Origin of the sequence: Nocardioides sediminis (assembly GCF_003047295.1) — a bacterium.
GTDB classification, from domain to species: Bacteria; Actinomycetota; Actinomycetes; order Propionibacteriales; family Nocardioidaceae; genus Nocardioides; species Nocardioides sediminis.
Genome location: NZ_PZYZ01000004.1, coordinates 90,400 through 112,051, shown reverse-complemented (window position 1 = coordinate 112,051; position 21,652 = coordinate 90,400). Strand labels below are relative to the sequence as shown.

General features: G+C 73.4%; 18 protein-coding genes. 8 read left to right on the top strand and 10 right to left on the bottom strand.

Annotated elements, in window-relative coordinates:
- Positions 1–9: 9 nt before the first annotated feature.
- The 3 genes from DAI17_RS11210 to DAI17_RS11200 are packed head-to-tail and all read left to right on the top strand — an operon-like array spanning position 10 to position 3,314.
- Positions 10–498, top strand: a complete 489-nt coding sequence (locus tag DAI17_RS11210) for a glutathione peroxidase (protein ID WP_107773014.1) — start codon at positions 10–12, stop codon at positions 496–498.
- A 1-nt stretch (position 499) separates the two neighbouring features.
- The gene (locus DAI17_RS11205; protein WP_107773013.1) at positions 500–1,678 is read left to right on the top strand and encodes a dipeptidase; all 1,179 of its coding nucleotides are present in this window, start codon (positions 500–502) and stop codon (positions 1,676–1,678) included.
- 58 nt (positions 1,679–1,736) lie between these two features.
- Complete coding sequence (locus DAI17_RS11200; protein WP_234412450.1) at positions 1,737–3,314, top strand: DHA2 family efflux MFS transporter permease subunit; 1,578 nt, start codon at positions 1,737–1,739, stop codon at positions 3,312–3,314.
- A 167-nt stretch (positions 3,315–3,481) separates the two neighbouring features.
- Here DAI17_RS11200 and DAI17_RS11195 read toward each other — a convergent pair whose 3' ends face one another.
- Both DAI17_RS11195 and DAI17_RS20975 read right to left on the bottom strand, forming a co-directional pair.
- Positions 3,482–5,620 (bottom strand): RecQ family ATP-dependent DNA helicase, encoded by a 2,139-nt coding sequence (locus DAI17_RS11195; protein WP_107773012.1) that lies wholly within the window; start codon positions 5,618–5,620, stop codon positions 3,482–3,484.
- Between the two features lie 10 nt (positions 5,621–5,630).
- Positions 5,631–5,786 carry a hypothetical protein gene (locus DAI17_RS20975; protein WP_159081486.1) on the bottom strand — a complete coding sequence of 52 codons (156 nt, stop codon included), beginning with the start codon at positions 5,784–5,786 and terminating at the stop codon, positions 5,631–5,633.
- A 168-nt stretch (positions 5,787–5,954) separates the two neighbouring features.
- Here DAI17_RS20975 and DAI17_RS11190 point away from each other — a divergent pair, with 168 nt between their 5' ends.
- The 4 genes from DAI17_RS11190 to DAI17_RS11175 all read left to right on the top strand — a co-directional run bounded on the left by DAI17_RS11190 (position 5,955) and on the right by DAI17_RS11175 (position 9,640).
- Positions 5,955–7,133: a sensor histidine kinase gene (locus DAI17_RS11190; RefSeq protein ID WP_107773011.1), complete on the top strand. Its 1,179-nt coding sequence runs from the start codon at positions 5,955–5,957 to the stop codon at positions 7,131–7,133.
- Complete coding sequence (locus DAI17_RS11185; protein WP_107773010.1) at positions 7,130–7,780, top strand: response regulator; 651 nt, start codon at positions 7,130–7,132, stop codon at positions 7,778–7,780. Before DAI17_RS11190 ends, DAI17_RS11185 begins: the two co-directional genes overlap by 4 nt.
- Before the next feature lie 148 nt (positions 7,781–7,928).
- A complete protein-coding gene (locus tag DAI17_RS11180; protein WP_107773009.1) occupies positions 7,929–8,840 on the top strand; it encodes an ABC transporter ATP-binding protein in 912 nt (303 codons plus the stop codon).
- The gene (locus tag DAI17_RS11175) at positions 8,837–9,640 is read left to right on the top strand and encodes an ABC transporter permease subunit (RefSeq protein ID WP_107773008.1); all 804 of its coding nucleotides are present in this window, start codon (positions 8,837–8,839) and stop codon (positions 9,638–9,640) included. Before DAI17_RS11180 ends, DAI17_RS11175 begins: the two co-directional genes overlap by 4 nt.
- Positions 9,641–9,707: 67 nt before the next feature.
- Here the strand turns inward: DAI17_RS11175 and DAI17_RS11170 are convergent, their stop codons facing one another.
- The 7 genes from DAI17_RS11170 to DAI17_RS11140 form a co-directional block, all read right to left on the bottom strand.
- A complete protein-coding gene (locus DAI17_RS11170) occupies positions 9,708–10,757 on the bottom strand; it encodes an Ig-like domain-containing protein (RefSeq protein WP_107773007.1) in 1,050 nt (349 codons plus the stop codon).
- A gap of 60 nt (positions 10,758–10,817) precedes the next feature.
- Entirely contained in the window at positions 10,818–11,375 is a 558-nt protein-coding gene (locus DAI17_RS11165; protein ID WP_107773006.1) for a GNAT family N-acetyltransferase, read from the bottom strand.
- Positions 11,376–11,571: 196 nt separating this feature from the next.
- On the bottom strand, positions 11,572–14,472 hold the full coding sequence (locus DAI17_RS11160; protein WP_107773005.1) for a BTAD domain-containing putative transcriptional regulator: 2,901 nt from the start codon (positions 14,470–14,472) through the stop codon (positions 11,572–11,574).
- Positions 14,473–14,572: 100 nt separating this feature from the next.
- Positions 14,573–15,340 carry a 2-phosphosulfolactate phosphatase gene (locus DAI17_RS11155; RefSeq protein ID WP_107773004.1) on the bottom strand — a complete coding sequence of 256 codons (768 nt, stop codon included), beginning with the start codon at positions 15,338–15,340 and terminating at the stop codon, positions 14,573–14,575.
- A gap of 7 nt (positions 15,341–15,347) precedes the next feature.
- The gene (locus DAI17_RS11150; RefSeq protein WP_199905076.1) at positions 15,348–15,806 is read right to left on the bottom strand and encodes a universal stress protein; all 459 of its coding nucleotides are present in this window, start codon (positions 15,804–15,806) and stop codon (positions 15,348–15,350) included.
- 88 nt (positions 15,807–15,894) lie between these two features.
- A complete protein-coding gene (locus DAI17_RS11145) occupies positions 15,895–17,856 on the bottom strand; it encodes a M13 family metallopeptidase (RefSeq protein ID WP_107773002.1) in 1,962 nt (653 codons plus the stop codon).
- 71 nt (positions 17,857–17,927) lie between these two features.
- Positions 17,928–18,896: an NADPH:quinone oxidoreductase family protein gene (locus DAI17_RS11140; protein WP_107773001.1), complete on the bottom strand. Its 969-nt coding sequence runs from the start codon at positions 18,894–18,896 to the stop codon at positions 17,928–17,930.
- 162 nt (positions 18,897–19,058) lie between these two features.
- Between DAI17_RS11140 and DAI17_RS11135 the strand changes: the two genes are divergently transcribed.
- Positions 19,059–20,375 carry an MFS transporter gene (locus DAI17_RS11135; RefSeq protein WP_107773000.1) on the top strand — a complete coding sequence of 439 codons (1,317 nt, stop codon included), beginning with the start codon at positions 19,059–19,061 and terminating at the stop codon, positions 20,373–20,375.
- A gap of 7 nt (positions 20,376–20,382) precedes the next feature.
- Here the strand turns inward: DAI17_RS11135 and DAI17_RS11130 are convergent, their stop codons facing one another.
- Positions 20,383–21,606: a M15 family metallopeptidase gene (locus DAI17_RS11130; RefSeq protein ID WP_107772999.1), complete on the bottom strand. Its 1,224-nt coding sequence runs from the start codon at positions 21,604–21,606 to the stop codon at positions 20,383–20,385.
- Positions 21,607–21,652 lie beyond the last annotated feature (46 nt).

The window sequence follows — 21,652 nt, the reverse complement described above, 5'->3', positions numbered from 1 at the left end:
TCGTGCCCCATGAGCATCCTGGACGCGACCCTCGCCCGCCTCGACGGCACCCCCGGCACCCTGCGCGACCTGACCGGCGGGCAGCCCGCCTTGCTGGTCAACGTCGCCAGCAAGTGCGGGCTCACCCCGCAGTACACCGGCCTCGAGGAGCTCCAGGAGAAGTACGGCCACCGCGGCTTCACCGTCGTCGGCCTGCCGTGCAACCAGTTCGGGGGCCAGGAGCCGGGCACGTCGGAGGAGATCGCGGAGTTCTGCTCCGCGACGTACGGCGTCACCTTCCCGATGAGCGAGAAGGTCGAGGTCAACGGCGCGGGCCGCCACGAGGTCTACCGCGACCTCGTGGCCACGCCGAACGAGAAGGGCGAGGCCGGGGACGTGCAGTGGAACTTCGAGAAGTTCCTCGTCGACGCCGACGGCGCCGTGGTCGCCCGGTTCAGCCCCGTCGTCGAGCCGCAGGACCCACAGGTGGTCGACCGCGTCGAGGCCCTGCTCGCCTGACGTGGACGTCCGCGCACTGCTCGCCGAGCACCCCGTCGTCGACGGACACAACGACCTGCTGTGGACCGCCCGCGAGGAGGCCGGCTACGACTTCGAGGCACTCGACGTCGGCGCCGGGGGCACGCCCACCCACACCGACCTGCCGCGACTGCGCGAGGGCGGGGTCGGCGCGCAGTTCTGGTCGGTCTACGTCCCGACCCGGCTGACCGGCGACCACGCGGTGAGCGCGACGCTGGAGCAGGTCGACGCGGCGTACGCCCTGACCGAGCGGTACGCCGACCGGCTGGTGCTGGCGCGCACCGCCGAGGACGTCGAGGCCGCCTGGGCCGACGGTCGCATCGCGTCCCTCATGGGCGCGGAGGGCGGCCACTCGATCGACTGCTCGCTCGGGACGCTGCGCCGGCTGCACGCGCTGGGGGTGCAGTACCTCACGCTGACGCACAACGCGAACACCCCGTGGGCCGACTCCGCCACCGACCGCCCGGTGGCAGGCGGGCTCACCGCGTTCGGCCGCGAGGTCGTGCGCGAGATGAACCGGCTCGGGATGATGGTCGACCTGTCCCACGTCTCGGCGGACACCATGCGCGACGCCCTCGCGGTGGCCGAGGTGCCCGCGATCTTCAGCCACAGCTCGGCGCGCGCGGTGACCGACAGCCCCCGGAACGCCCCGGACGACGTGCTGGAGATGCTGCGCGACCAGGGCGGGGTCTGCATGGTGACCTTCGTGCCCAAGTTCGTGAACCAGGCGTGCGCCGACTGGCACCGCGGCGCCGTCGAGGCGGCGGCCGCCGAGGGGATCGCGGAGGCCGACAACGCCCGTTTCTCCCCCTTCTACTCCGCCTACCGCGCCGCCCACCCGGAGCCGGTCGCCGACCTCGCCGACGTCGTGGCCCACTGCGAGCACGTCCGGGAGGTCGCCGGGATCGACCACGTCGGGCTCGGCGGCGACTACGACGGGGTGGAGGTGCTGCCGCGGGGGCTCGAGGACGTCACGGGCTATCCCGCGCTGCTCGCCGCGCTCGCCGACCGGGGCTGGTCCGCCGACGACCTGGCCCGCCTGACCTGCCGCAACGTGCTCCGGGTCATGCGCGACGTGGAGTCGGGCGCGCGCGAGATCCGGCAACGTCGGGCGCCGAGCCTCGCGCGCATCGAGGACCTCGACGGCCCTGCTTCGGGGTGACCCGGAGCACGTCGAAAAGGATTACGTGGTTGTCGGTGGCAACTGTCACCATTCTCCGGTGACCACAGACATCCAGCAGCAGCCTGCCGGCACCCCGGCGGGCGACTCCGACAAGCTCGACCGGGGCGTCCTCCTCGTCGCGGGCGTCGTCGTCCTCGGCGCGATCATGTCCATCCTCGACATCACCGTCGTGTCGGTGGCGCTCGAGACCTTCCAGCGCGAGTTCGACGCGACCGCCGCCGAGGTGGCCTGGACGATGACCGGCTACACGCTGGCCCTGGCGAGCGTCATCCCGCTCACCGGCTGGGCGGCGGACCGCTTCGGGACCAAGCGGCTCTACCTGCTGGCCGTGCTGCTGTTCACCGCCGGCTCGGTGCTGTGCGCCACCGCCACCAGTCTGGAGATGCTGGTGCTCTACCGCGTCCTCCAGGGCCTCGGCGGCGGCATGCTGATGCCGCTGGGCATGACGATCCTGACGCGCGCCGCCGGTCCCGAGCGGGTCGGCCGCGTGATGGCCGTGCTCGGCATCCCCATGCTCCTGGGCCCGATCTTCGGCCCGATCCTCGGTGGCGCGCTGATCGACAGCGCCTCGTGGCACTGGATCTTCCTCATCAACCTGCCGATCGGCATCGCCGCCATCGCCTACGCCTGGGTGGTGCTGCCCAAGGACGAGGTCGAGCCGTCGGAGACCTTCGACTGGCTGGGCATGCTCCTCCTCTCGCCGGGCCTCGCCGCGTTCCTCTACGGCGTCAGCTCGATCCCCGAGCACGGCACCGCGCTGGCATCGGAGGTGCTGGTCCCGATGGTGCTCGGCATCGTGCTGATCGTCGCGTTCGTCCCGTGGGCGCTCAACCGCCGCAACATCCACCCGCTGGTCGAGCTGCGCCTGTTCAAGAACCGCAACATGACCGTCGCCGTGATCGCCATGATGCTCTTCGCGATCGCGTTCTTCGGCGCCTCGCTGCTCTTCCCGCTCTACTTCATCCAGGTGCGCGGCGAGGACGCCCTCGGCGCCGGCCTGCTGCTCGCCCCGCAGGGCATCGGCGCGATGATCACCATGCCGATCGCGGGCATCCTGGCCGACCGGATCGGCCCCGGCAAGATCGTGCTCACCGGCATCTCGGTGATCACCGTCGGCATGGCGATGTTCACCCAGATCGGCGCGGACACCTCCTACCCGTTCATCCTCGGCGCCCTGTTCGTGATGGGCCTCGGCATGGGCGGCACGATGATGCCGATCATGACCGCGGCACTGGCCACGCTGACCGCGCACAACGTGGCCCGCGGCTCCACGCTGCTCAACATCACCCAGCAGGTCGCCGCCTCGATGGGCACGGCGCTGTTCTCGGTGATCCTCACCAACGAGCTCAAGAACAAGGAGTCGGTCACGATCGCCGGCGCCGTCCAGGCCGCCGGTGACGACCAGGGCGCCGTCGCCGCGCTGCTCCAGCAGTTCGGGCTCAGCCCCGACCAGCTCAACGCCGTGCTGGCCCAGGTGCCCGCCGACATGGCCGACGCGTTCGCCACCGTCTTCGTCGTGGCCACGATCCTGGTCGCCTGCTGCCTCATCCCGGCCGCCTTCCTGCCCCGCAAGAAGGTCGCCCCGGTCGACGCCACGGCAATGTTGGGCCACTGAGCCTCCCCGCACGTCCGGCGTCCGCGGCCCGTCCCTCCTTTCGAGGGGCGGGCCGTCGTCGTACGACGGGCGGTGGACCTGCCACCTTCCGGGTCACTGGAAATGTGGCTGCTGCACCGCTCCGGCGCGCAGCCCGGCGGGCCCGGGGGCGCCGGGCGCGGCGAACGTCAGGCCTGGGTGCCGAGCGCCACGGGGAGCACGGCGGTGGCGCCGGCGTCGCGGAGCGCAGCGGCCGCGACGGTGAGGGTCCAGCCGGTGACGACGAGGTCGTCGACGAGCAGCACCGGACCGGCGGGGACGTCGGCGCGCAGCTCGTAGCGGCGGGTCACGGCGGCCACCCGCTGGGCGGAGTTGGTGGCCCCGCGCCCGGGATCGACGGACGTGTCCGCGATCGCCCAGTGGCCGACCACCGGCAGCTGCATCACCCGGGAGAGGCCCGCGGCGAGGTCCGCGACGAGCTGGGGACGGGTGGCCGACTCGACCTGCACGATGGCGACGGGGCGCTCGGCCCACTCCTGGGACCAGTCCTTCATCACCGTCATCAGGCCCGCGGCCAGGGAGGGCGGGACCGGGCCGTCGGCGACGCCCTCGGCGAAGAGCTCGCGCAGGGCCTGGCCGTGCCCGAGGTCGGTCAGCCGGGCGATCGCCCGTCCCTCGTCGGGACCGGCGGCGATCTTGCCCTTGAGGTCGAGCCCGAGGTTGGCCAGGGCGGTCGGCCACATCTTGCGCGGCTCGATCGCCACGCCGGGGCGCGAGAGCCGCGCGCTGGCCGAGGCGACCGCCTCGTCGGAGACGGTGGCCGCGAGGGTCAGCCCGCCGCAGTTGTCGCAGCGGCCGCAGTCGACGGCCTCCGGGTCGTCGAGCTGCTCGCGCAGGTAGCGCATCCGGCAGGCGTCGGTGTCGAGGTAGGCCAGCATGGCGGCCTGCTCGCGCTCGCGCGCCTCGCGCACGCGCTGGTAACGGTCGGCGTCGTAGACCCACTCGCGGCCGGTGGCCTCCCACCCGCCCTGGACGCGGCGGACGGCGCCGTCGACGTCGAGCACCTTGAGCATCGCCTCGAGGCGGTTGCGCCCGAGGTCGACGTAGGTCTCCAGGGTCGCGGTCGACAGGGGGCGGTCCGAGCCGGCGAGCACGTCGATCGTCTGCCGCACGAGCTGCTCGGGCGGGAAGGACAGCCCGGCGAAGTAGGCCCAGATGTCGCGGTCCTCGAGCTGGGGCAACAGCACCACGCTGGCCTCGGTGGTGCCGCGGCCGGCGCGACCGACCTGCTGGTAGTAGGCCACCGGCGACTGGGGCGCCCCGAGGTTGATGACGAAGCCGAGGGACGCGTCGAACCCCATACCGAGGGCGGAGGTGGCGACGAGCGCCTTGACGCGCCCGGCCACCAGGTCGGCCTCGAGCGCCTGGCGCTCGGTGGGGTCGGTCTGGCCGGAGTAGGCAGCGACCTCGTGCCCCCGCTCCCGCAGGTAGGCCGCGACCTCCTGGGTCGCGGCGACGGTCAGGCAGTAGACGATGCCGGAGCCCGGCTGCTCGGAGAGGTGGTCGGCCAGCCACGCCAGCCGCTGCTCGGCGGTCCGCAGCCGCATCACCCCCAGCCGCAGCGACTCGCGGTCGAGGGACCCGCGCAGGACGAGCACGCCGGACCGCTCGTCGGCGGCCGGGTCCAGCCCGCCCCCGAGCTGCTCGGCGACGTCGGCGGTCACCCGCGCGTTGGCCGTGGCGGTGGTGGCGAGCACCGGGATCCCGTCGGGAAGGTCGCCGAGCAGGGTGCGGATGCGGCGGTAGTCGGGGCGGAAGTCGTGGCCCCAGTCGGAGATGCAGTGGGCCTCGTCGACCACCAGCAGCCCCGACGTGGCGGCCAGCCGCGGCAGCACCTCGTCACGGAAGCCGGGGTTGTTGAGGCGCTCCGGGCTGACGAGCAGCACGTCGACCTCGCCCGCGTTGATGGCGTCGTTGATCGGCTGCCACTGCTCGATGTTGGTGGAGTTGATCGTCACCGCCCGGATGCCGGCGCGCTCGGCGGCCTCGATCTGGTTGCGCATCAGGGCCAGCAGCGGCGAGACGATGACGGTCGGGCCGGCTCCCGCGGAGCGCAGCAGCAGCGTGGCGACGAAGTAGACCGCGGACTTGCCCCACCCGGTGCGCTGGACGACCAGCGCCCGGCGACGGTCGACGGCCAGGGCCTCGATGGCCGCCCACTGGTCCTCGCGGAGGACGGCGTCCTCGCGGCCCACCAGGGCGCGGAGGTGGCGCTCGGCGGCGTCCCGTGCCTCGCGTCGTACGTCGTCCGTCGTCACCGTGGTCATGGGTCCCTGTCTACCAAGCCGTGCCGACAGCCGGCCGGCGCAGGTGCAGGAGCTGGTCCAGCTGGTGCCGCGAGGGGAACGGCTGGTTGCTGAAGTCACCGGCGTAGTAGCCGTTGTGGCGGGACCGGGTGCGGACGAAGGTGCCCTGCTCGTGCTCGGTGTTCATGACGATCTCCTGGGTGGGAAGCAGTGGAAGGAAGATGCCAGCGACGCTAGGCGCGTCGGTGCCGGAGCGCGTCGTCGGAAGGCCTCCTCCCGGGGGGTACCGGACGACGAGCCGTTGTCCTCCTTTTAGCGGACGCCGCGTGGTGCGGGGGCGTCGTACGGTGACGAGGTGAGCCGGGTCCGGCTGTTCCTCACCAGGCATGGTCTCGACCTCCTGGTCGTCGTCACCGCGGTCGTGACCGCGGTGGCGACCGTGCTGCGGGACGACCTGGAGAACCCGAGCGGCCCGCTGTTCGCGCTCGGCCTCGTCGGCATCACCTTCGCGGTGCTGGTCCTGCTGGCCCGCCGCCGGTTCCCCTTCGCCGCCCCGGCCGCGACCTGGCTGGTGTGCGCCGCCCTGTCCTTCCTCGACGGGCAGCTGATCGTCAACGGGGCGGGAATCCTGGTCGCCGGCATGGGCGCCGCCGTGCTGCTGGGCAGCCAGCGCAACGCGTCGCTGTCGCGGCTCGGGCTGGTCATCGTGCTGGCGGGGTCGCTCGTCGTGGTGCGCAACGGCCCGAGCTCGTCGACCGACGACCTCATCTCGGTCCCGGTGATGTTCGCCCTCGGCTGGCTGGTCGGCTGGGCGCTGCGTGAGCGCACCGAGCGGACCGAGGCCGCCGAGGAGCGGGCGGCCCGTGCCGAGCGGGAGCGGGAGGCCGCCGCCCGGGTGGCGGTGGCCGAGGAGCGAGCCCGCATCGCCCGCGAGCTGCACGACGTCGTCGCCCACGCCGTCAGCGTGATCGTGCTCCAGGTCGGGGCGGTGCGGCACCGGATGCCGGAGTCGGCGGGGGCCGACCGGGAGGCACTGCGCAACGTGGAGGAGGCGGGCCGGACGGCGCTGGCCGAGATGCGCCGCCTGCTCAACGCCATGCGCGAGGACGGCGACGAGGCCGAGCTCGGTCCCCACCCCGGGCTGGCCGACCTGGACCGCCTCGTCCGCGACGTGGGCGCCGCCGGGCTCGAGGTCACCGTGCGGACCGACGGCGAGCCGCGCCCGCTGCCCGCGGGCCTCGACCTCTCGGCGTACCGGATCGTCCAAGAGGGGCTCACCAACAGCCTCAAGCACTCCGGCGCCGGCCGGGCGGAGGTCGTGGTGGCCTACGAGCCCGAGGCGCTGCGGCTCGAGGTGCGCGACCCGGGCGACCGGGACGGCCGGGCCGGTACGACGGTCAACGGTCACGGCCACGGGCTGGTCGGCATCCGCGAGCGGGTCAAGATCTTCGGTGGCGAGATGTCGGCCGGGCCGGCGCCCGGCGGCGGGTTCCTCGTCCGGGCGCGGCTGCCCGTGGGGGGAGGTTCGCCGTGACCATCCGGGTGCTCGTGGTGGACGACCAGTCGATGGTGCGCGCCGGCTTCCGGCTGCTGCTCGCCGACGAGACGGACATCGAGGTGGTCGCCGAGGCGGGCAACGGGCGGGACGCGATCGCCCAGGCCGCACGGTTCCACCCCGACGTGATCCTGATGGACATCCGGATGCCCGAGCTCGACGGGCTGGAGGCCACGCGCCGGATCCTGGCCGCCGACGGCACCGCCCGGGTCCTGGTGCTCACCACCTTCGACCTCGACGACTACGTCTTCGAGGCCCTGCGAGCCGGGGCGAGCGGGTTCGTGCTCAAGGACGACCCACCGGAGCAGCTGCTCGCGGCGGTGCGGACGGTGGCCGCCGGCGAGGCGCTGCTCTCCCCCGCGGTCACCCGCCGCGTGATCCGGCACTTCGCCCAGGCGCAGGTGCGCGTCCCCCCGCCGGAGGTCTCGACCCTCACCTCGCGCGAGCTCGAGGTCTTCGAGCTCATCACCCGTGGGCTCTCCAACGCCGAGATCGGCCGGGAGCTGTTCATCAGCGACACCACGGTCAAGACGCACGTCACCCGGCTGCTCCAGAAGCTCGGGCTGCGCGACCGCGCCCAGGCGATCGTGCTCGCCTACCAGACCGGGCTCTTCGACGCGTCCTGACGGCGTCGTCCCGACACCCGGGGTCCTACCTGAGGACGACCCGCCGTCGTCCGTTCCTCGCACGGCGGTCGCGACCTCGCGACGACGCGGCCGACCCCTCGCCGTACCTAGCGTCGGAGGCACTCCCCGACCAACGAGAGGAACCCACATGATCACCGTCGAGAACCTGTCGAAGAGGTACGGCTCGACCGTCGCCGTCGACCACATCGACTTCACCGCCGAGGCCGGCCGGGTCACCGGCTTCCTGGGCCCCAACGGGGCCGGGAAGTCCACGACCATGCGGATGATGGTCGGCCTGACCAAGCCCACGACCGGTACGGCAACCATCGCCGGCCGCCGCTTCGCCGACCTGCCCAACCCGGGCCTCGACGTCGGCGTGATGCTGGACGCGTCCGCCCAGCACGCCGGGCGCACGGGCCGCGAGATCCTGACCATCGCGGCCTGGACGACCGGCGTGCCGGGCCGGCGGGTCGAGGAGATGCTCGACCTCGTCAGCCTCAGCCCGACCGAGGCCGACCGTCGCGTCGGCAGCTACTCGCTCGGCATGCGCCAGCGGCTCGGGCTCGCCACCGCGCTCATCGGCAACCCGCGGGTGCTCGTCCTCGACGAGCCGGCCAACGGCCTCGACCCGGCCGGGATCCGCTGGATGCGCGACCTGCTGCGCGACTTCGCCGACGGCGGCGGGACGGTCCTGCTGTCCTCGCACCTGCTCCGCGAGGTCGAGGTCATCGCCGACGACATCGTCATGATCGGCCGCGGCCGGATCGTCTGCCAGGGGTCCAAGGCCGACCTCCTGCGCGGTGTGGGCAGCGTCGCCCGGGCCACCGACACCAGGGCGCTGCGCGCGGCCCTCCACGCCGCCGGGATGGACACCACCGTGTCCGACGACGGCTCCGTGGCCACCGACGGCGAGCCCGAGCGGATCGGCCAGGTCGCGTTCGCCGCGGGCGTCGTCCTCACCGAGCTGCGGCACACCGAGGGCGGCCTCGAGGACATGTTCCTCGAGCTCACCGCCGACCACCAGCGAGAAGGCAAGAACCGAGAGAGGAAAGCAGCATGACCACCACCACCGCCGCCGTCACCGGCGTGCACGAGCAGCACCGACCGGTCCCCGGCATCCCCCTGGGGCGCGTCGTCCGCGTCGAGCTGCGCAAGATGTTCAACACCCGTTCCGGGTTCTGGTTGATGGCCAGCCTGGTGATCGTGGGTGTCCTCGCCACCGTCGGGACGATCCTGTTCGCCCCCGACGACCAGCTGACCCACAACACCTTCGCCGCGGCCATCGGCTTCCCGATGACCATCGTGCTGCCGATCATCGCGATCCTCTCGATCACCGGCGAGTGGAGCCAGCGCACCGGGCTGACGACCTTCACCCTGGTGCCGCACCGCGGACGGGTGCTGCTGGCCAAGACCGTCTCGTCGGTCCTGGTCGGGGTCGGGGCCATGCTGGTGGCGCTCGTCGTGGGGGTCGTCGGCAACGTCGTCGGCACGGCCATCACCGGCACCGACCTGGTGTGGGACCTCTCGGCCGCCCAGTTCGGCACCATCGTCATCGGCAGCCTGCTGTGCCTGCTGACCGGGACGATGCTGGGGATGCTGCTCCGGAGCTCGCCGGCCGCGCTCGTCACCTACTTCGTGATGACGCTCGTGCTCCCCACCCTGTTCGGCATCCTGGCCACCAACCAGCCGGACTTCGTGGACGTCCAGCCGTGGGTCGACGCCGAGCTCGCCCGGTCGTTCCTCTTCGAGGGCCCGCCCCAGGGCGAGCAGTGGGCCCAGGTCGCCGTCACCGCGGTCCTGTGGCTCGTCCTCCCCGCCCTGGTCGGACTGCGGGCCGTCCTCCGCTCGGAGGTGAAGTAGTCCCAAGCCCCACCAGCACCGCCCGGACGCGTCACGGCGTCCGGGCGGTGCTGCGGAACGAGGTGCCTCAGCGCAGCCGGAGGGTGCGCTTGCCCGAGGACGAGGCCGCCACCGTCGGCGAGCCGAGGTACTGCGCGACCAGGACGTGCTTGCCCTTGCGCAGCCTGGGCAGCCGCACGGTGATCCGGCCCTGGTGGGACGCCTGCAGGGTGGCACGGGCGATCGTGCGGCCCTTGTCGCGGACCACGACCTTGCCGGTGGGCGCGGTCGCCGAGGCGACGACGACCTTGGCCCTGCCGCGCCGGGCGGTCGAGGCACGCCACGTCGCGGTGGTGGTCGAGGCCGCCTTGCCCTGGGCGGCACCCGGCTGCTGGGAGCCGCCGGGGGCCGGTGCGGGCGCCGGGCTGGTGGGCGTCGTCGGTGCCGGCGTCGTGGGCGTCGGGGTGCTCGACGGCGAGGCGAAGAGGCCCACGAACGGGGTGACGTAGTACTTGTCCCCGCCGTGCCCGGTCACGGTGAAGGCGATCTGGAGGTGGTCGCCGGCCTGGTTGATCGGGCAGGGCGCGTCACCGTCGAGGCGCGACTGGCACTGCGGCTGCTGGGTGGCCGGGCCCTTGAGCTCCCGGGTCGCCCGGACGGGGAACTGGAACTCCAGCACGTCGCCCTGGCGCAGCGTGAACGGCGAGTAGTCGGCGTTGCCCATCAGGATGCCGCCGTTCGCCCCGTGGTCGAATGCGAGCGGGTCGGTGGTCAGCACCTGCTGCTGGCCGGCCGGCGTGAGGTCCCAGCGGACGTCCTCCTCGACGAACTCGATCCCGGCCGGGACGAGGATCTCCGGCAGGATGCCGACCTTGCCGCTGCACGGCAGGCCGACGAGGCCGACGTACCCGCGCAGGTAGAACTTCTCGCCGACCTTGGGCACCTGTCCGGAGGGCGAGGACCAGCCGACGTTGGCGCTGACGCCGGTGGAGGGCTTGCTCGTGATGCAGTCGATGATCTGGTCCTCGTCGTGGAAGCCGTCGTTCCACGTCGTGGTGGTCGCGCTCACCGGGGCCGGTGAGAGCAGGCCGAGCGCGATGGCGAGCATCGCGACCAGGGCCAGGTGGAGCTTGTTCATGGCGGTGCCTTTCGTGGCTGGGGTGTCGTGCTGGTGTCGTGCGGGGACGCTGGCCGGGTGTCACCCAGGGGCGCCCCCGGGGACCGCGTCGGGCAGGTCGAGCCAGTCGTCCCAGGACAGGTCGCGGCCGACGTAGCGCGGTCGCGTCAGGGGCCAGTCGGCGGCGATCCAAGCGGGGACCAGCGCGTCGAGCTCGGCCTCGAGCGGGCTGCCGACCAGCTCGTCGACGACCCACCAGGAGATCTCGGCGTCGGCGCCGACCTTCTCCGGTGGATCGACGTAGAGGCAGCCCAGCAGCCGGGTCTCGTCCCGGTCGAAGAGCCCGTAGTTGAAGGACTCGTGCTCCCGGGTCTCGGCCTCGTGGCGGACCAGCTGGTCGAGGTCCTGCTCGCGCGTCAGGCCGGCCGGCGGCCAGCCCCAGGCGGGCCCGTAGACCGACCACAGGCGCTCACGCGACCCGAGCACGGCCACGAGGTCGAGGTCGACGTCTCCGGCGCGGAGCGGTCGGAGGTGGTGCCCCGCTCCGACCGGGACGTGCGCCGGGTGGGTCCACCCGGCGGGCAGCCAGCAGGTGGCGTCAGGCTCCGCGGACGTGTCGGCCGTCCTGTCGGTGGTCATGGGCGTCTCCCGGCGGTCGTGGTTCCCGACAGGTCCGTCGGGAGCACACACGCTGCCGTGGCGGCCTTGCGGTCGCCCTGCGGTTGCCTTGCCGCAGCTCGGCCGGCCTCGCGGCGTCCTTGCGGCCCTTCGTGCCGCGCCGGCCTCCAGCGTCGGGAGCCGCCCGCCCGCGGCCCACCGCCGCCCGGGCCCCGACCTAGTCGGTCGCGGGGTCCGTCGCGAGGGCGACCGTCTCCTCCACCGTGAGGGCACGTCCCTGCGCGACCACGTCGTCGTACGACGCCCCGAGGACGTCGCGGGAGGCCGCGAGCGCGTCGGCGAGTGCCTGCTCGTCGGGCTGGTAGTAGCCGTAGACGTTGGCCCCGACCGTGTCCCGCAGCCGCCGCGCGGCGCCGTGCAGCAGGGCCACCCGGTGGGCGTGCTGCTCGCGGGCCTCGACCACCGCCAGCGCCTCCAGGAAGTAGGCGAGGTTGGCCATGTCGCCGGTGTCCACGCTCAGCCGGACGCCCTCGGCGAGCTGGGCGCGGGCGGTGACGAGGTCGCCGTCGACCAGCCGGACCTGGACGGAGGTGAACAGGGCGATGTAGATGGCCAGGGGGTCGTCCCGGCGCCGGGCCGCCTCGAGCGCGCGCTCGAGCAGCGGCACCGCGTGCCCGGGGAAGCCGAGGAGCAGGCGCACCGTCGCCTGCCAGACGTGCGCGAGGGTCCACAGCCACTCGCCGGCCAGTCCGGCCTCCTCGGTCAGCCGCACCGTCTCGACGAAGCGCACCTCGGCCTCGTCGAGGTGGTCCTCCGCGAGGGCGACGAGGCCCTCACCGGCGAGGTTGTGGGCCTCGCCCTCCAGGTCCCCGATCCGGCGGGCCAGGACCACACCGCGGCACCAGTGCCGGGCCAGGACGGTGTCGCCCTGGGCGAACGTCATCGCCCCCATGACCGCGTGGGCGCGGACCCGGACGGGGTCCGGGAGCTCCTGGGCGAGCACGGCCTGCACCAGCCGCCGCCCCTCGAGCAGGTGGCCGCGCAGCCACCAGAACAGCCACATCGCCCAGGTCATCCTCCCGGCGAGGTCGCCCCTGCCGGACGCCAGCGCCCACTCCAGCGCGGCGACGAGGTTGGCGTGCTCGCGCTGCGTGACGGTCAGCGCCTCGGTCGTGCGGGTCCCGCGGTAGCCGGGCTCGGTGTCCTCGGCGAGGCGCAGGAAGTGGTGGAGGTGCGCGTCGCGGACGGCCTGCTCCTCGTCGTCGGCGAGCAGGTCGGCGGCGAACTGGGCGACCGGCTCGAGCAGGCGGAAGCGGACGACGCCGGGGTGGTCGGGGTCGCGGAGGACGAGCGAGTGGGCGACGAGCTCCTCGAGCAGCGCGAGGACGTCGGCGTCACCGGTCGGCCCGGGTGCGCCGCCGGCGACGGCCTCGACCGCGTCGAGGGTGAACCCGTCGGAGAAGACCGCGAGGCGCCGGAACAGCGCCTGCTGCTCGGGCTCGAGGAGCTGGTAGCTCCAGTCGATCGCGGCCCGCATCGTCCGCTGGCGTGGCGGGAGGTCGCGCGCGCCGGAGCCCGCCATGACCCGGTCGAGGTGCTCCCACACGGCCGCCGGGGACATCAGGTGCGAGCGGGCCGCCGCCAGCTCGATGGCGAGCGGGATGCCCGCGAGCCTGCGGCAGATCCCGGCGACGGCGGCCGCGTTGTCCGCGTCCAGCCCGAACCCCGGCTGCACCGCGCGAGCCCGGTCGACGAAGAGCGCCACGGCCGGCGCCTCGGCGACGAGCCCCGGGTCCTCCCCGTCGCCGGGGACCGCCAACGGCGTCAGCTGGTACTGCAGCTCGCCTCGCACGCGCAGCGTGGTCCGGCTGGTGACGACGACGCTCAGGCGCGGGCAGAGCGCGACGAGCCGGGCGATCCCGGCGGCCGAGTCGAGCAGGTGCTCGGCGTTGTCGAGCACGACCAGCGTCCGGCGGTCCCGCAGGTGCTGCGCGACGACGCCCACCGGGTCGAGCCCCTCCACCGCGCTCAACCCGACCGCGCGCCCGACGGCCGGCAGGACCAGCTCGGGGTCCGCGAGCGGCGCCAGTGACACGACCGCGACCCCGTCGGGGAAGTCGGGGCGGCAGGCGCGGGCGACGGCGTGGGCCAGCCGCGTCTTGCCGACCCCGCCGACGCCCGTGATGGTCACCAGCCGCTGCGCGGACGTGGCGAGGAGGTCCCGCAGGTAGTCGACGGCGTGCTCGCGGCCCACCAGCCGGTCCGCGGGCACCACCACCTCGGAGTGCCACGACGCGTCCGGACCGGCGTCCGCGGAGCCGGCGACGGGGTCGGCGGACACCGGTACGCCGCCCGGCGCGGCTCCCGCCTCCGGCGCCAGGAGGTCCTGGTCCTGGGCGAGGATCCGTACCTGGAGGTCGCGCAGCTCGGGGCCGGGGTCGATGCCCAGCTCCTCGGACAGCCGCTCGCGGACCTCGGCGTAGACGTCCAGCGCCTCGGCCTGCCGGCCCGCGCGGTAGAGCGCCAGCATGAGCTGGCCGCGGAAGGCCTCGTGCAGGGGGTGGTCGGCCACCAGGGCGGGCAGCCGGTCCAGGGCGTCGGCGTGCAGCCCGAGCGCGAGCTCGGCCTCGACGACGAGCTCGAGGGCGGCCAGCCGGAGGCCGTCGAGCCGGGCGGCCTCCACCTCGGCGAAGGGCAGCGGCACGTCGGCGTAGGCCGGGCCCCGCCACAGGGCGAGCCCCGCCTCGAGCGCGGCACGCGCCCCGGCCGGGTCCCCCGCCGCCACGCGCCGCCGGGCCGCGGCGACGTGCTCCTGGAACGCGAGGGCGTCGACCGCACCGGGCGCGTCGAGCCGGTAGCCCGGTGACGCCGTCGCGATGCCGATCGCGCCGTCCTCGACCCGGAGCCGGGCGCGGAGCCGGGAGATGACGGCGTGCAGGTTGGAGGTGCTGGCGCCGCGGCCGACGTCGCCCCAGACCCGCTCGAGGAGGGCCTCGGTCGACACCACCCGGCCGACGTCGACCACCAGGGCGGCCAGCACCTCGCGGTGGCGGGGCGAGCCGATCTCGACCGGTGCGCCGTCGCGCAGGACCTGCAGCGGCCCGAGGACCTGGATCACGGCGCCGACTCCCCCCTTGTCGGCGACGATCCTAGGGCGACCGGCGCGGCTCGTGGGGGCTCTCGACGTACGTCGCCCGGATCGGGGACGCGGGTCCCGGTCAGTGGCGGGCGTCCCTGAAGACCTCGCCCTCCAGCACCGGCACGACGTCTGCGGCGTCGACCTCCGCCGCCATCGACACGTCGTCGGCGAACCCGGCCGCCGCCAGCTCGCGTCCCCCGGCGCAGTCGTGCAGGTCGACCGGCAGCCGGGCGCCCGCCCAGGCGTGCGTCGCCGCCCGGGCCTCGGGGCTGAGTCCCTCGACCCCGCGGTCCGCGAGCGCGGACAGGATCGCGCCGGCGCCCCACAGGTCCTCCACGCAGGGACGCAGGGTGTCGTCGGGCCACCGCTCCCCCGCCGGTACGACGACGCAGGTGGCGCCCCCGCGCAGCAGCGGAGCCAGGTGGTCGGCCACCGCAGCGGCGTTGCGCAGCGACCCCGCGACGACCCGGGCGCCGGTGCCGGCCAAGGCCCAGGTGATCGTCGAGCCGTTGGGCGAGGGCAGCACGACCCGCTCCACGTCGCGCACCCCGGCCATCGCGGCCGGGGAGAGGCTCACCTGCCCGGCCTGCTCGCGGGCCTCGAGACGGCCGACGGCCAGCAGCGCGTCGCGGGACGCGGCGTGCTCCACGGCGCGGGAGTCCCGCCAGCGGAACGGCAGGACGTCGATCCCCCTCTCGACCGCGACCGCCACCGTGGTGGTGAAGGACAGCACGTCGACGACCACCGCGACGTCGGCGGGCACGGCCGTGGCGCCGACCGGCCCCCACTCGCAGCGGACGGCGTACGACGCCTGGTCGTGGCCCGGCTTGAGGTCGAGCCCGGCCACCGCGGGGTCAGTCGCCGTTCTTGACCGGCACGACCACAACGGGGCACGGCGAGTGCCGCACCACCTGGTCGGCGGTCGAACCCGTCAGCAGGCCGCGGAAGCCCCCGGCGCCCCGGCGTCCGACGACGAGCATCTCGGCGCCCTCGGCCGCCTCGAGGAGCTTGGCCGAGGACTGCCCGTGGGCGGCGTGCAGGTCCACCGTGCAGTCGGGGGGCAGGTGCAGCGCCTCCACGTCGCGGGCGAGCTGCGCGAGGACCGCCTCCTCGAAGTCCTTCTCCGGCGGCACGTAGCCGGGCTTCATGCTCGCCGGCCGGGGTGCGTTGGTGAGGCTCCACGCCCGCAGCACGTGCAGGTGCACGCCGAGCCGCGCGGCGTGGCGGGAGGCCCAGGCCACCGCCTCGCTCGAGGCCTTCGATCCGTCGTGTCCGACCAGGATCCCGCCGTCGATGGTGACCTTCTCTCGCATGGAGGTCAGCATAGGGGCGCGCGCCAGTCCGTGACCGGCCGATCCGTCGCCGCACGCCGCCCGCGGACGCCGTACGGCGACGACACGGTCACCAGATGCGGACCCGCTGGTCCGGCTCGACCCACAGCCCGTCCTCGGGCCCGGTCTCGAAGACCTCGTGGAACTCGTCGAGGTTGCGCACGATGTTGGCGCGGAACTCCGGCGGCGAGTGCGGGTCGATGGTGAGGTACTGCTGCTCCTGCTCCTTGCGCCGCTTGGTGCGCCAGCAGTAGGCCCAGTTGAGGAACACCTTGCGCCGGTCCTCGACCGAGGCCTCGCCGCCCGCCGCCTGAGCAGCGATGACGAACGCCTTGTGGCCGATGGTGAGGCCGCCGAGGTCGCCGATGTTCTCGCCGACGGTCAGCGCGCCGTTGACCTTCTCGCCGGGCAGCGCGCGCGGCTCGAAGCCGTCGTACTGCTCGATGAGCGCCTTGGACTTGACCTCGAAGGCGGACTTGTCGTTCGCGGTCCACCAGTCGTTGAGGTTGCCGGCGCCGTCGTACTGCGCGCCCTGGTCGTCGAAGCCGTGGCCGATCTCGTGGCCGATGACCGCGCCGATGCCGCCGTAGTTCTCCGCGGGGTGGGCGTCGGGGCTGAAGAACGGCTTCTGCAGGATGCCCGCGGGGAAGCAGATCTCGTTGGTGCCGGGGTTGTAGTAGGCGTTGACGGTCTGCGGCAGCATGAACCACTCGTCGCGGTCGACCGGGGAGCCGATCTTGGCCAGCTCGCGGTCGGTCTCGAACGCTGCCGACGCCGCCACGTTGCCCATCAGGTCGTCCGGGCTGACCCGCAGGTTGCTGTAGTCACGGAACTTCTCCGGGTAGCCGATCTTGGGCCGGAAGGTGTCGAGCTTCTCGTAGGCCCGCTGCTTGGTCTCCTCGGTCATCCAGTCCAGCGCCTCGATGGAGACGCGGTAGGCCTGGAGCAGGTTGGCGACCAGCTCGTCCATCATCGCCTTGGACTCCGGCGGGAAGTGCCGCTCGACGTAGACCTTGCCGACGGCCTCGCCGATGGCGCCCTCGACCAGTGCCACACCGCGCTTCCAGCGCTCGCGCAGCTCGGGGGTGCCGTTGAGGGTGCGACCGTAGAAGTCGAAGTTGGTCTGCACGAACGCGTCCGGGAGGTACGGCGCCGCGGAGCGCAGCACGTGGAAGAGCAGCCAGGGACGCCACTGCTCGATGTCGACCTCCTCGAGCACCGTCGACATGTGCGCGAGGTAGGAGGGCTGCCGGACGCAGGACTCGGCGATCGTCTCGCTGCTGCCGCCGAGGTTGGTGACGTAGGCGTCCCAGTCGAAGGCCGGGGCGAGCTCCTTGACCTCGTCGAGGGTCATCAGGTTGTAGGTCTTCTGGACGTCGCGGGTCTCCGCGCGCTCCCAGTGGCCCTTGGCCAGGCGCGTGTCGAGCTCGAGGATCGTCTGCGCGGCCGCCGCCGGGTCGCCCAGCCACTCGGTCTCGGCGAGCCCGAGGAGCCTGGTCAGGTAGGCGACGTACGCCTCGCGGACCTCGGCGAACTTGTCCTCCCGGTAGTAGCTCTCGTCCGGGAGGCCGAGCCCGCCCTGGGTGATGTGGAAGAGGTAGCGGTCGGAGTTGCGGTCGTCGGTGTCGATGTAGGAACCGAAGAGGCCGGCACCGCCGATGCGCTCGAACTCGCCGAGGAAGGCGGCGAGGTCGCGCACGTCGCGCAGGCCCTCGACGGCCTTGACCAGCGGCTGGATCGGCCGGGTGCCCAGCCGGTCGATCCGCTCCTCGTCCATGAAGGAGGCGAAGAGGTCGCCGATCTTGCGCGCGTCCTCGTCGAGCCGGTCGGCCGGCGTCTCGGCGAGCGAGGTGATGATGTCGCGCACCTGCTGCTCGGCGGCGTCGGCCAGCTGGACGAAGGGACCCCAGCTCGAGCGGTCGCTGGGGATCTCGGTCTCGTCGAGCCAGCGCCCGTTGACGTGGCCGAACAGGTCGTCCTGGGGACGGATGTCAGGGTTCATGCCCGGGCGGGCGTCGTCGAGGGTGCTCACGGAGCCGACCCTAACCGGCGCCGTCAACGCGGCGGCCGACGACCGAGCCCGGCCCGCGTGTCCGGACCGGGTCAGCGCACCCGGACGACGCTCTTGCCCAGCGTGCGCCGCTCGTCCATGTCGACGAGCGCCTGCCCGAAGTCCTCGAGGGCGTACGTCGCGCCCACGGGCGGGCGGACCACCCCGCTCTCGATCATCGGCACCAGCTCGGCCCACTGCCGCTGCATGAAGTCCTGGCGGGTCATCGCGTAGGCGCCCCAGCCGACGCCGCGGACGTCGACGTTGTTGAGCAGCAGCCGGTTGACCTTGACCTCCGGGATGCCCTGGCCGGCGGCGAACCCGACGACCAGCAGCCGGCCCAGCTCGGCCAGGGAGCGCAACGAGTCGGTGAAGAGGTCGCCGCCGACGACGTCGAGCACGATGTCGACGCCGCGGCCGCCGGTGAGCTCCTTGACCCGGTCCTTGAACCCGTCGACCAGCACCGCGTCGTCGGCGCCGGCGGCCCGGGCGACCTCGGCCTTCTCCTCGGTGCTGACCACGGCGATGGTGCGTGCGCCGTAGCCCTTGGCGACCTGGATGGTCGCGGTGCCGACGCCGCCGGCGGCGCCGTGGACCAGCACGGTCTCGCCCTCACGGATGCCGCCGCGGTCCCGGAGCGCGAACTGCGCGGTCAGGTAGTTCATCGGCAGCGCCGCCCCCTCGTCGTACGACGAGACGTCGGGCAGGGGGAACGTCCAGGCCTTCGGCGAGGCCACGCGCTCGGCGGCGTTGCCCCAGCCGGACACGCCGGCGACGCGCTGGCCCACGGCGAGGTCGCTGCTGCCCGGGTCGAGGACCTCGCCGGCGAAGTCGACGCCGAGGGTGAAGGGCGGCTCGGGCTTCATCTGGTACTCGCCGCGGCTGAGCAGCAGGTCGGGGAACGACACCCCGACGCTGTGCACCTCGACGAGGACGTCGTCGGGGCCGGGCGTCGGCTCGGGGACGTCGTTGACCACGACGTCGAGGGGACCGGTGGGCGTGACGACCTGGACTGCGCGCATGGTCGTGGAGGCTAGCGGGCGGGCCCCGCGCGGTCCTTGGGCGCCGGGCACGAATCCCCCTTGACCTCACGTGCACGTGAGGGCCGAGCATCCGGTCGTGAGCAATCAGTGCAGCAAGAAATGCGTGGTCCGCTGCCGGTGCCTCCCGTCAGACTGTGCGACATGCCGGACCCGCTGATCGACCAGGTGCAGGACACGGTCGGCGACCAGCAGGTCGGCCGGCGGCTGCCGCGCGCCCTCACGCCCTTCCGGACCCCGGCCTATCGCTGGCTCGCGCTGGCACTCGCGGCGAGCTCGTTCGCCAGCGGCGTGTGGATCGTCGCCCTCGTCTGGGAGGTCATCCGCCTCGACGGCGGGCCCGGGCAGCTGTCCACCGTGATGACCGCCAGCGCCGTCGGCGTGCTGGTCCCGGCCCTGCTGGCCGGCGTCGTGGCCGACCGGGTCCCGCAGAAGACGATCCTGCTCGTGGTCGCGCTCGTCGAGACCGCCGGCATGGCGCTGGTCGCCTTCCTCTCGGCGGCCGACCTCGGTGCCGTGTGGATGCTCGCCTGCGTCACCTTCGTGACCGGCATGGGCATGGCCTTCTACTACCCCGCCTACTCCGCGTGGCTGCCCGCGCTCATCCCCGAGTCCGACCTCCAGGCGGTCAACGGCTTCGAGGGGATGGTGCGCCCCACGATCGGCCAGGCGATCGGCCCGGCCGTCGCCGGCGCCGTCGTCGCCGCGGCCTCGCCCGGGGCGGCCTTCACCGTCGCGGCCGTGTCGTCCGCGCTGGCGCTGGTCTTCCTGGGCCGGGTCCCCTCGACCCCCGTACGCCGCACGCTGGACGAGGCGCACGCCGGCCACCCGGTGCGGGCCGCCGTCGCCGACATGCGCGAGGGCTTCTCCTACATGGTCCGCACGCCGTGGCTGCTGGCGACGCTGCTGTTCGCCTCGCTGATGATCCTGGTGATGATGGGCCCGCTGGAGGTGCTCATCCCGTTCCTGGTCAAGGACCGGCTCGGCGGCGGTCCCAGCGACCACTCCTACGTGCTGGCCGCCTTCGGCATCGGCGGCGCCCTCGGCTCGCTGGCGATGGCGTCGGTGCGGATGCCGCGCCGCTACCTGACGGTGATGAACCTCGGCTGGGGCGTCGGCGCGCTGCCCTTCGTGGTGATCGCGCTGGCCGAGTCGGTGTGGGTCGTCGTCGCCGCCGCGCTCGTGATGGGCGCGCTGTTCTCCTTCCCGATGGTCATCTGGGGCACCCTGCTCCAGCGCCGGGTGCCGCCGCACCTGCTCGGCCGGGTCGCCTCGCTCGACTTCTTCGTGAGCGTCTCGCTGATGCCGGTCTCGATGGCCCTCGCCGGCCCCGTCTCCGACGCCATCGGCCTGCGCAACACCTTCTTCATCGCCGGCACCGTGCCCGTGGTGGTCGCCGTGGTCGCCGTGCTGTGGGCGCGGCTCCCCGCCGACGAGGTCGCGCACCCGCTGCGCGACTGAGCGCCGGCTACTCGGGGTCGACGATCGCGTTCATCTCGAAGTGCATCGGGTCGGTCCAGCTCCAGTCGCCGCCCCAGGCGAAGCCCCAACGCTTGAAGATGCTCACCACGTCGCGGTCGATCTCCCCGACGGTGCCGCGCTGGTTGCCCGGCACGTTGATGTCGAAGGCGATGCCGAAGGAGTGCAGCGAGAGCTGCTGGGTGCCCGCGATGAAGCGCGGGTAGAAGCACCCGGCGTACTCGTCGGGGTTGATCTCGTCGGCGAGGCCGCGCTGCTGGATCTCCAGCAGGGCGGCCCGCAGCTGCGGGAAGACCACGCGGTGGCAGGTCATCGAGCCGAGGACGGGCACCGGCTCGGTGCGGATGTTGGCGTCCACCCACGACTGCTCGGGCGCGATCCTCCCCGCTCCCAGCACGGTGTAGCGGAACGTGCCGACCGCCTCCGCCACCGAGCCGCCGGTGAGCACCGCGGTCTGGGTGGCACCCGGGTTGAGGTTGGGTCCGAGGATCGTCACCGACGCGTCGTCCCCGACCAGCCGGACGAGGTCCTTGCGGACCTCGCGCGGGGAGTGGATGCCGGTGTGGACGAGCAGCGCGTTGCCCGACTCGATGCCCAGGTCCTCGCCCCACTTCTCGTTGACCACGGCGTCGACCTGCGGCACCTGCGGGGCGAAGGCCCCGATGTGCAGCTCGGCGGCGTCCTTGTCGTTGCCGAGCTTGAGGTAGCCCTCGTCGTCCTGCAGCCGGCGCCCGACGGCCTTGTCGATCGCCAGCTCGCCGCCGGCGACCCGGTCCCAGACCTCTTGGAGCTCCGCGCTCGCGTACGGCGTGTAGTTGCGGTAGGTCGCCGGGTCGACGGCCGCCACGGTGATGACGCCGTTCGGCACGCCGAAGTCACCCAGCGAGATCCGCTCCACGCGCTCGACCCGGCGGTTTCCCTCGATCCGCTCGACCAGCTCGTCGCTCAGGGGCTCCTTGGAGTAGATGCGCAGGTCCGGGCCGACCAGGGTGCCGGTCCGCCTCCCCGGCGGGTCGACCGCGTGATCGGGGTCGGCGACGGGGGCGGGCGTGTCGGTGGCGGTCGTCTCGCCGGCGGGGCGGGTCCCGGGGCTGCTCGTCCCCTCCGGCTCGCCGGCGGCGTCGACCGGGTCGCCGGTGGTGCAGGCGGTGGTCAGGGCGAGGGCGAGCGCGACGGACGCTGCTGCGCCGCGCAGGCGGCGTACTCGCGTCATGGCTCCCCTCCCATGGGTCTCAGGGTATGGCCGCCGTCCCAGTCCT

What these genes read in the sequence shown, in the direction of transcription:
- DAI17_RS20975 (WP_159081486.1), bottom strand. Translation starts at nt 5,786, where the DNA reads ATGAACACCGAGCACGAGCAGGGCACCTTCGTCCGCACCCGGTCCCGC.
- DAI17_RS11210 (WP_107773014.1), top strand. Translation starts at nt 10, where the DNA reads ATGAGCATCCTGGACGCGACCCTCGCCCGCCTCGACGGCACCCCCGGC.
- DAI17_RS11195 (WP_107773012.1), bottom strand. Translation starts at nt 5,620, where the DNA reads ATGACCACGGTGACGACGGACGACGTACGACGCGAGGCACGGGACGCC.
- DAI17_RS11165 (WP_107773006.1), bottom strand. Translation starts at nt 11,375, where the DNA reads ATGACCACCGACAGGACGGCCGACACGTCCGCGGAGCCTGACGCCACC.
- DAI17_RS11135 (WP_107773000.1), top strand. Translation starts at nt 19,059, where the DNA reads ATGCCGGACCCGCTGATCGACCAGGTGCAGGACACGGTCGGCGACCAG.
- DAI17_RS11130 (WP_107772999.1), bottom strand. Translation starts at nt 21,606, where the DNA reads ATGACGCGAGTACGCCGCCTGCGCGGCGCAGCAGCGTCCGTCGCGCTC.
- DAI17_RS11140 (WP_107773001.1), bottom strand. Translation starts at nt 18,896, where the DNA reads ATGCGCGCAGTCCAGGTCGTCACGCCCACCGGTCCCCTCGACGTCGTG.
- DAI17_RS11175 (WP_107773008.1), top strand. Translation starts at nt 8,837, where the DNA reads ATGACCACCACCACCGCCGCCGTCACCGGCGTGCACGAGCAGCACCGA.
- DAI17_RS11150 (WP_199905076.1), bottom strand. Translation starts at nt 15,806, where the DNA reads ATGCGAGAGAAGGTCACCATCGACGGCGGGATCCTGGTCGGACACGAC.
- DAI17_RS11170 (WP_107773007.1), bottom strand. Translation starts at nt 10,757, where the DNA reads ATGAACAAGCTCCACCTGGCCCTGGTCGCGATGCTCGCCATCGCGCTC.
- DAI17_RS11180 (WP_107773009.1), top strand. Translation starts at nt 7,929, where the DNA reads ATGATCACCGTCGAGAACCTGTCGAAGAGGTACGGCTCGACCGTCGCC.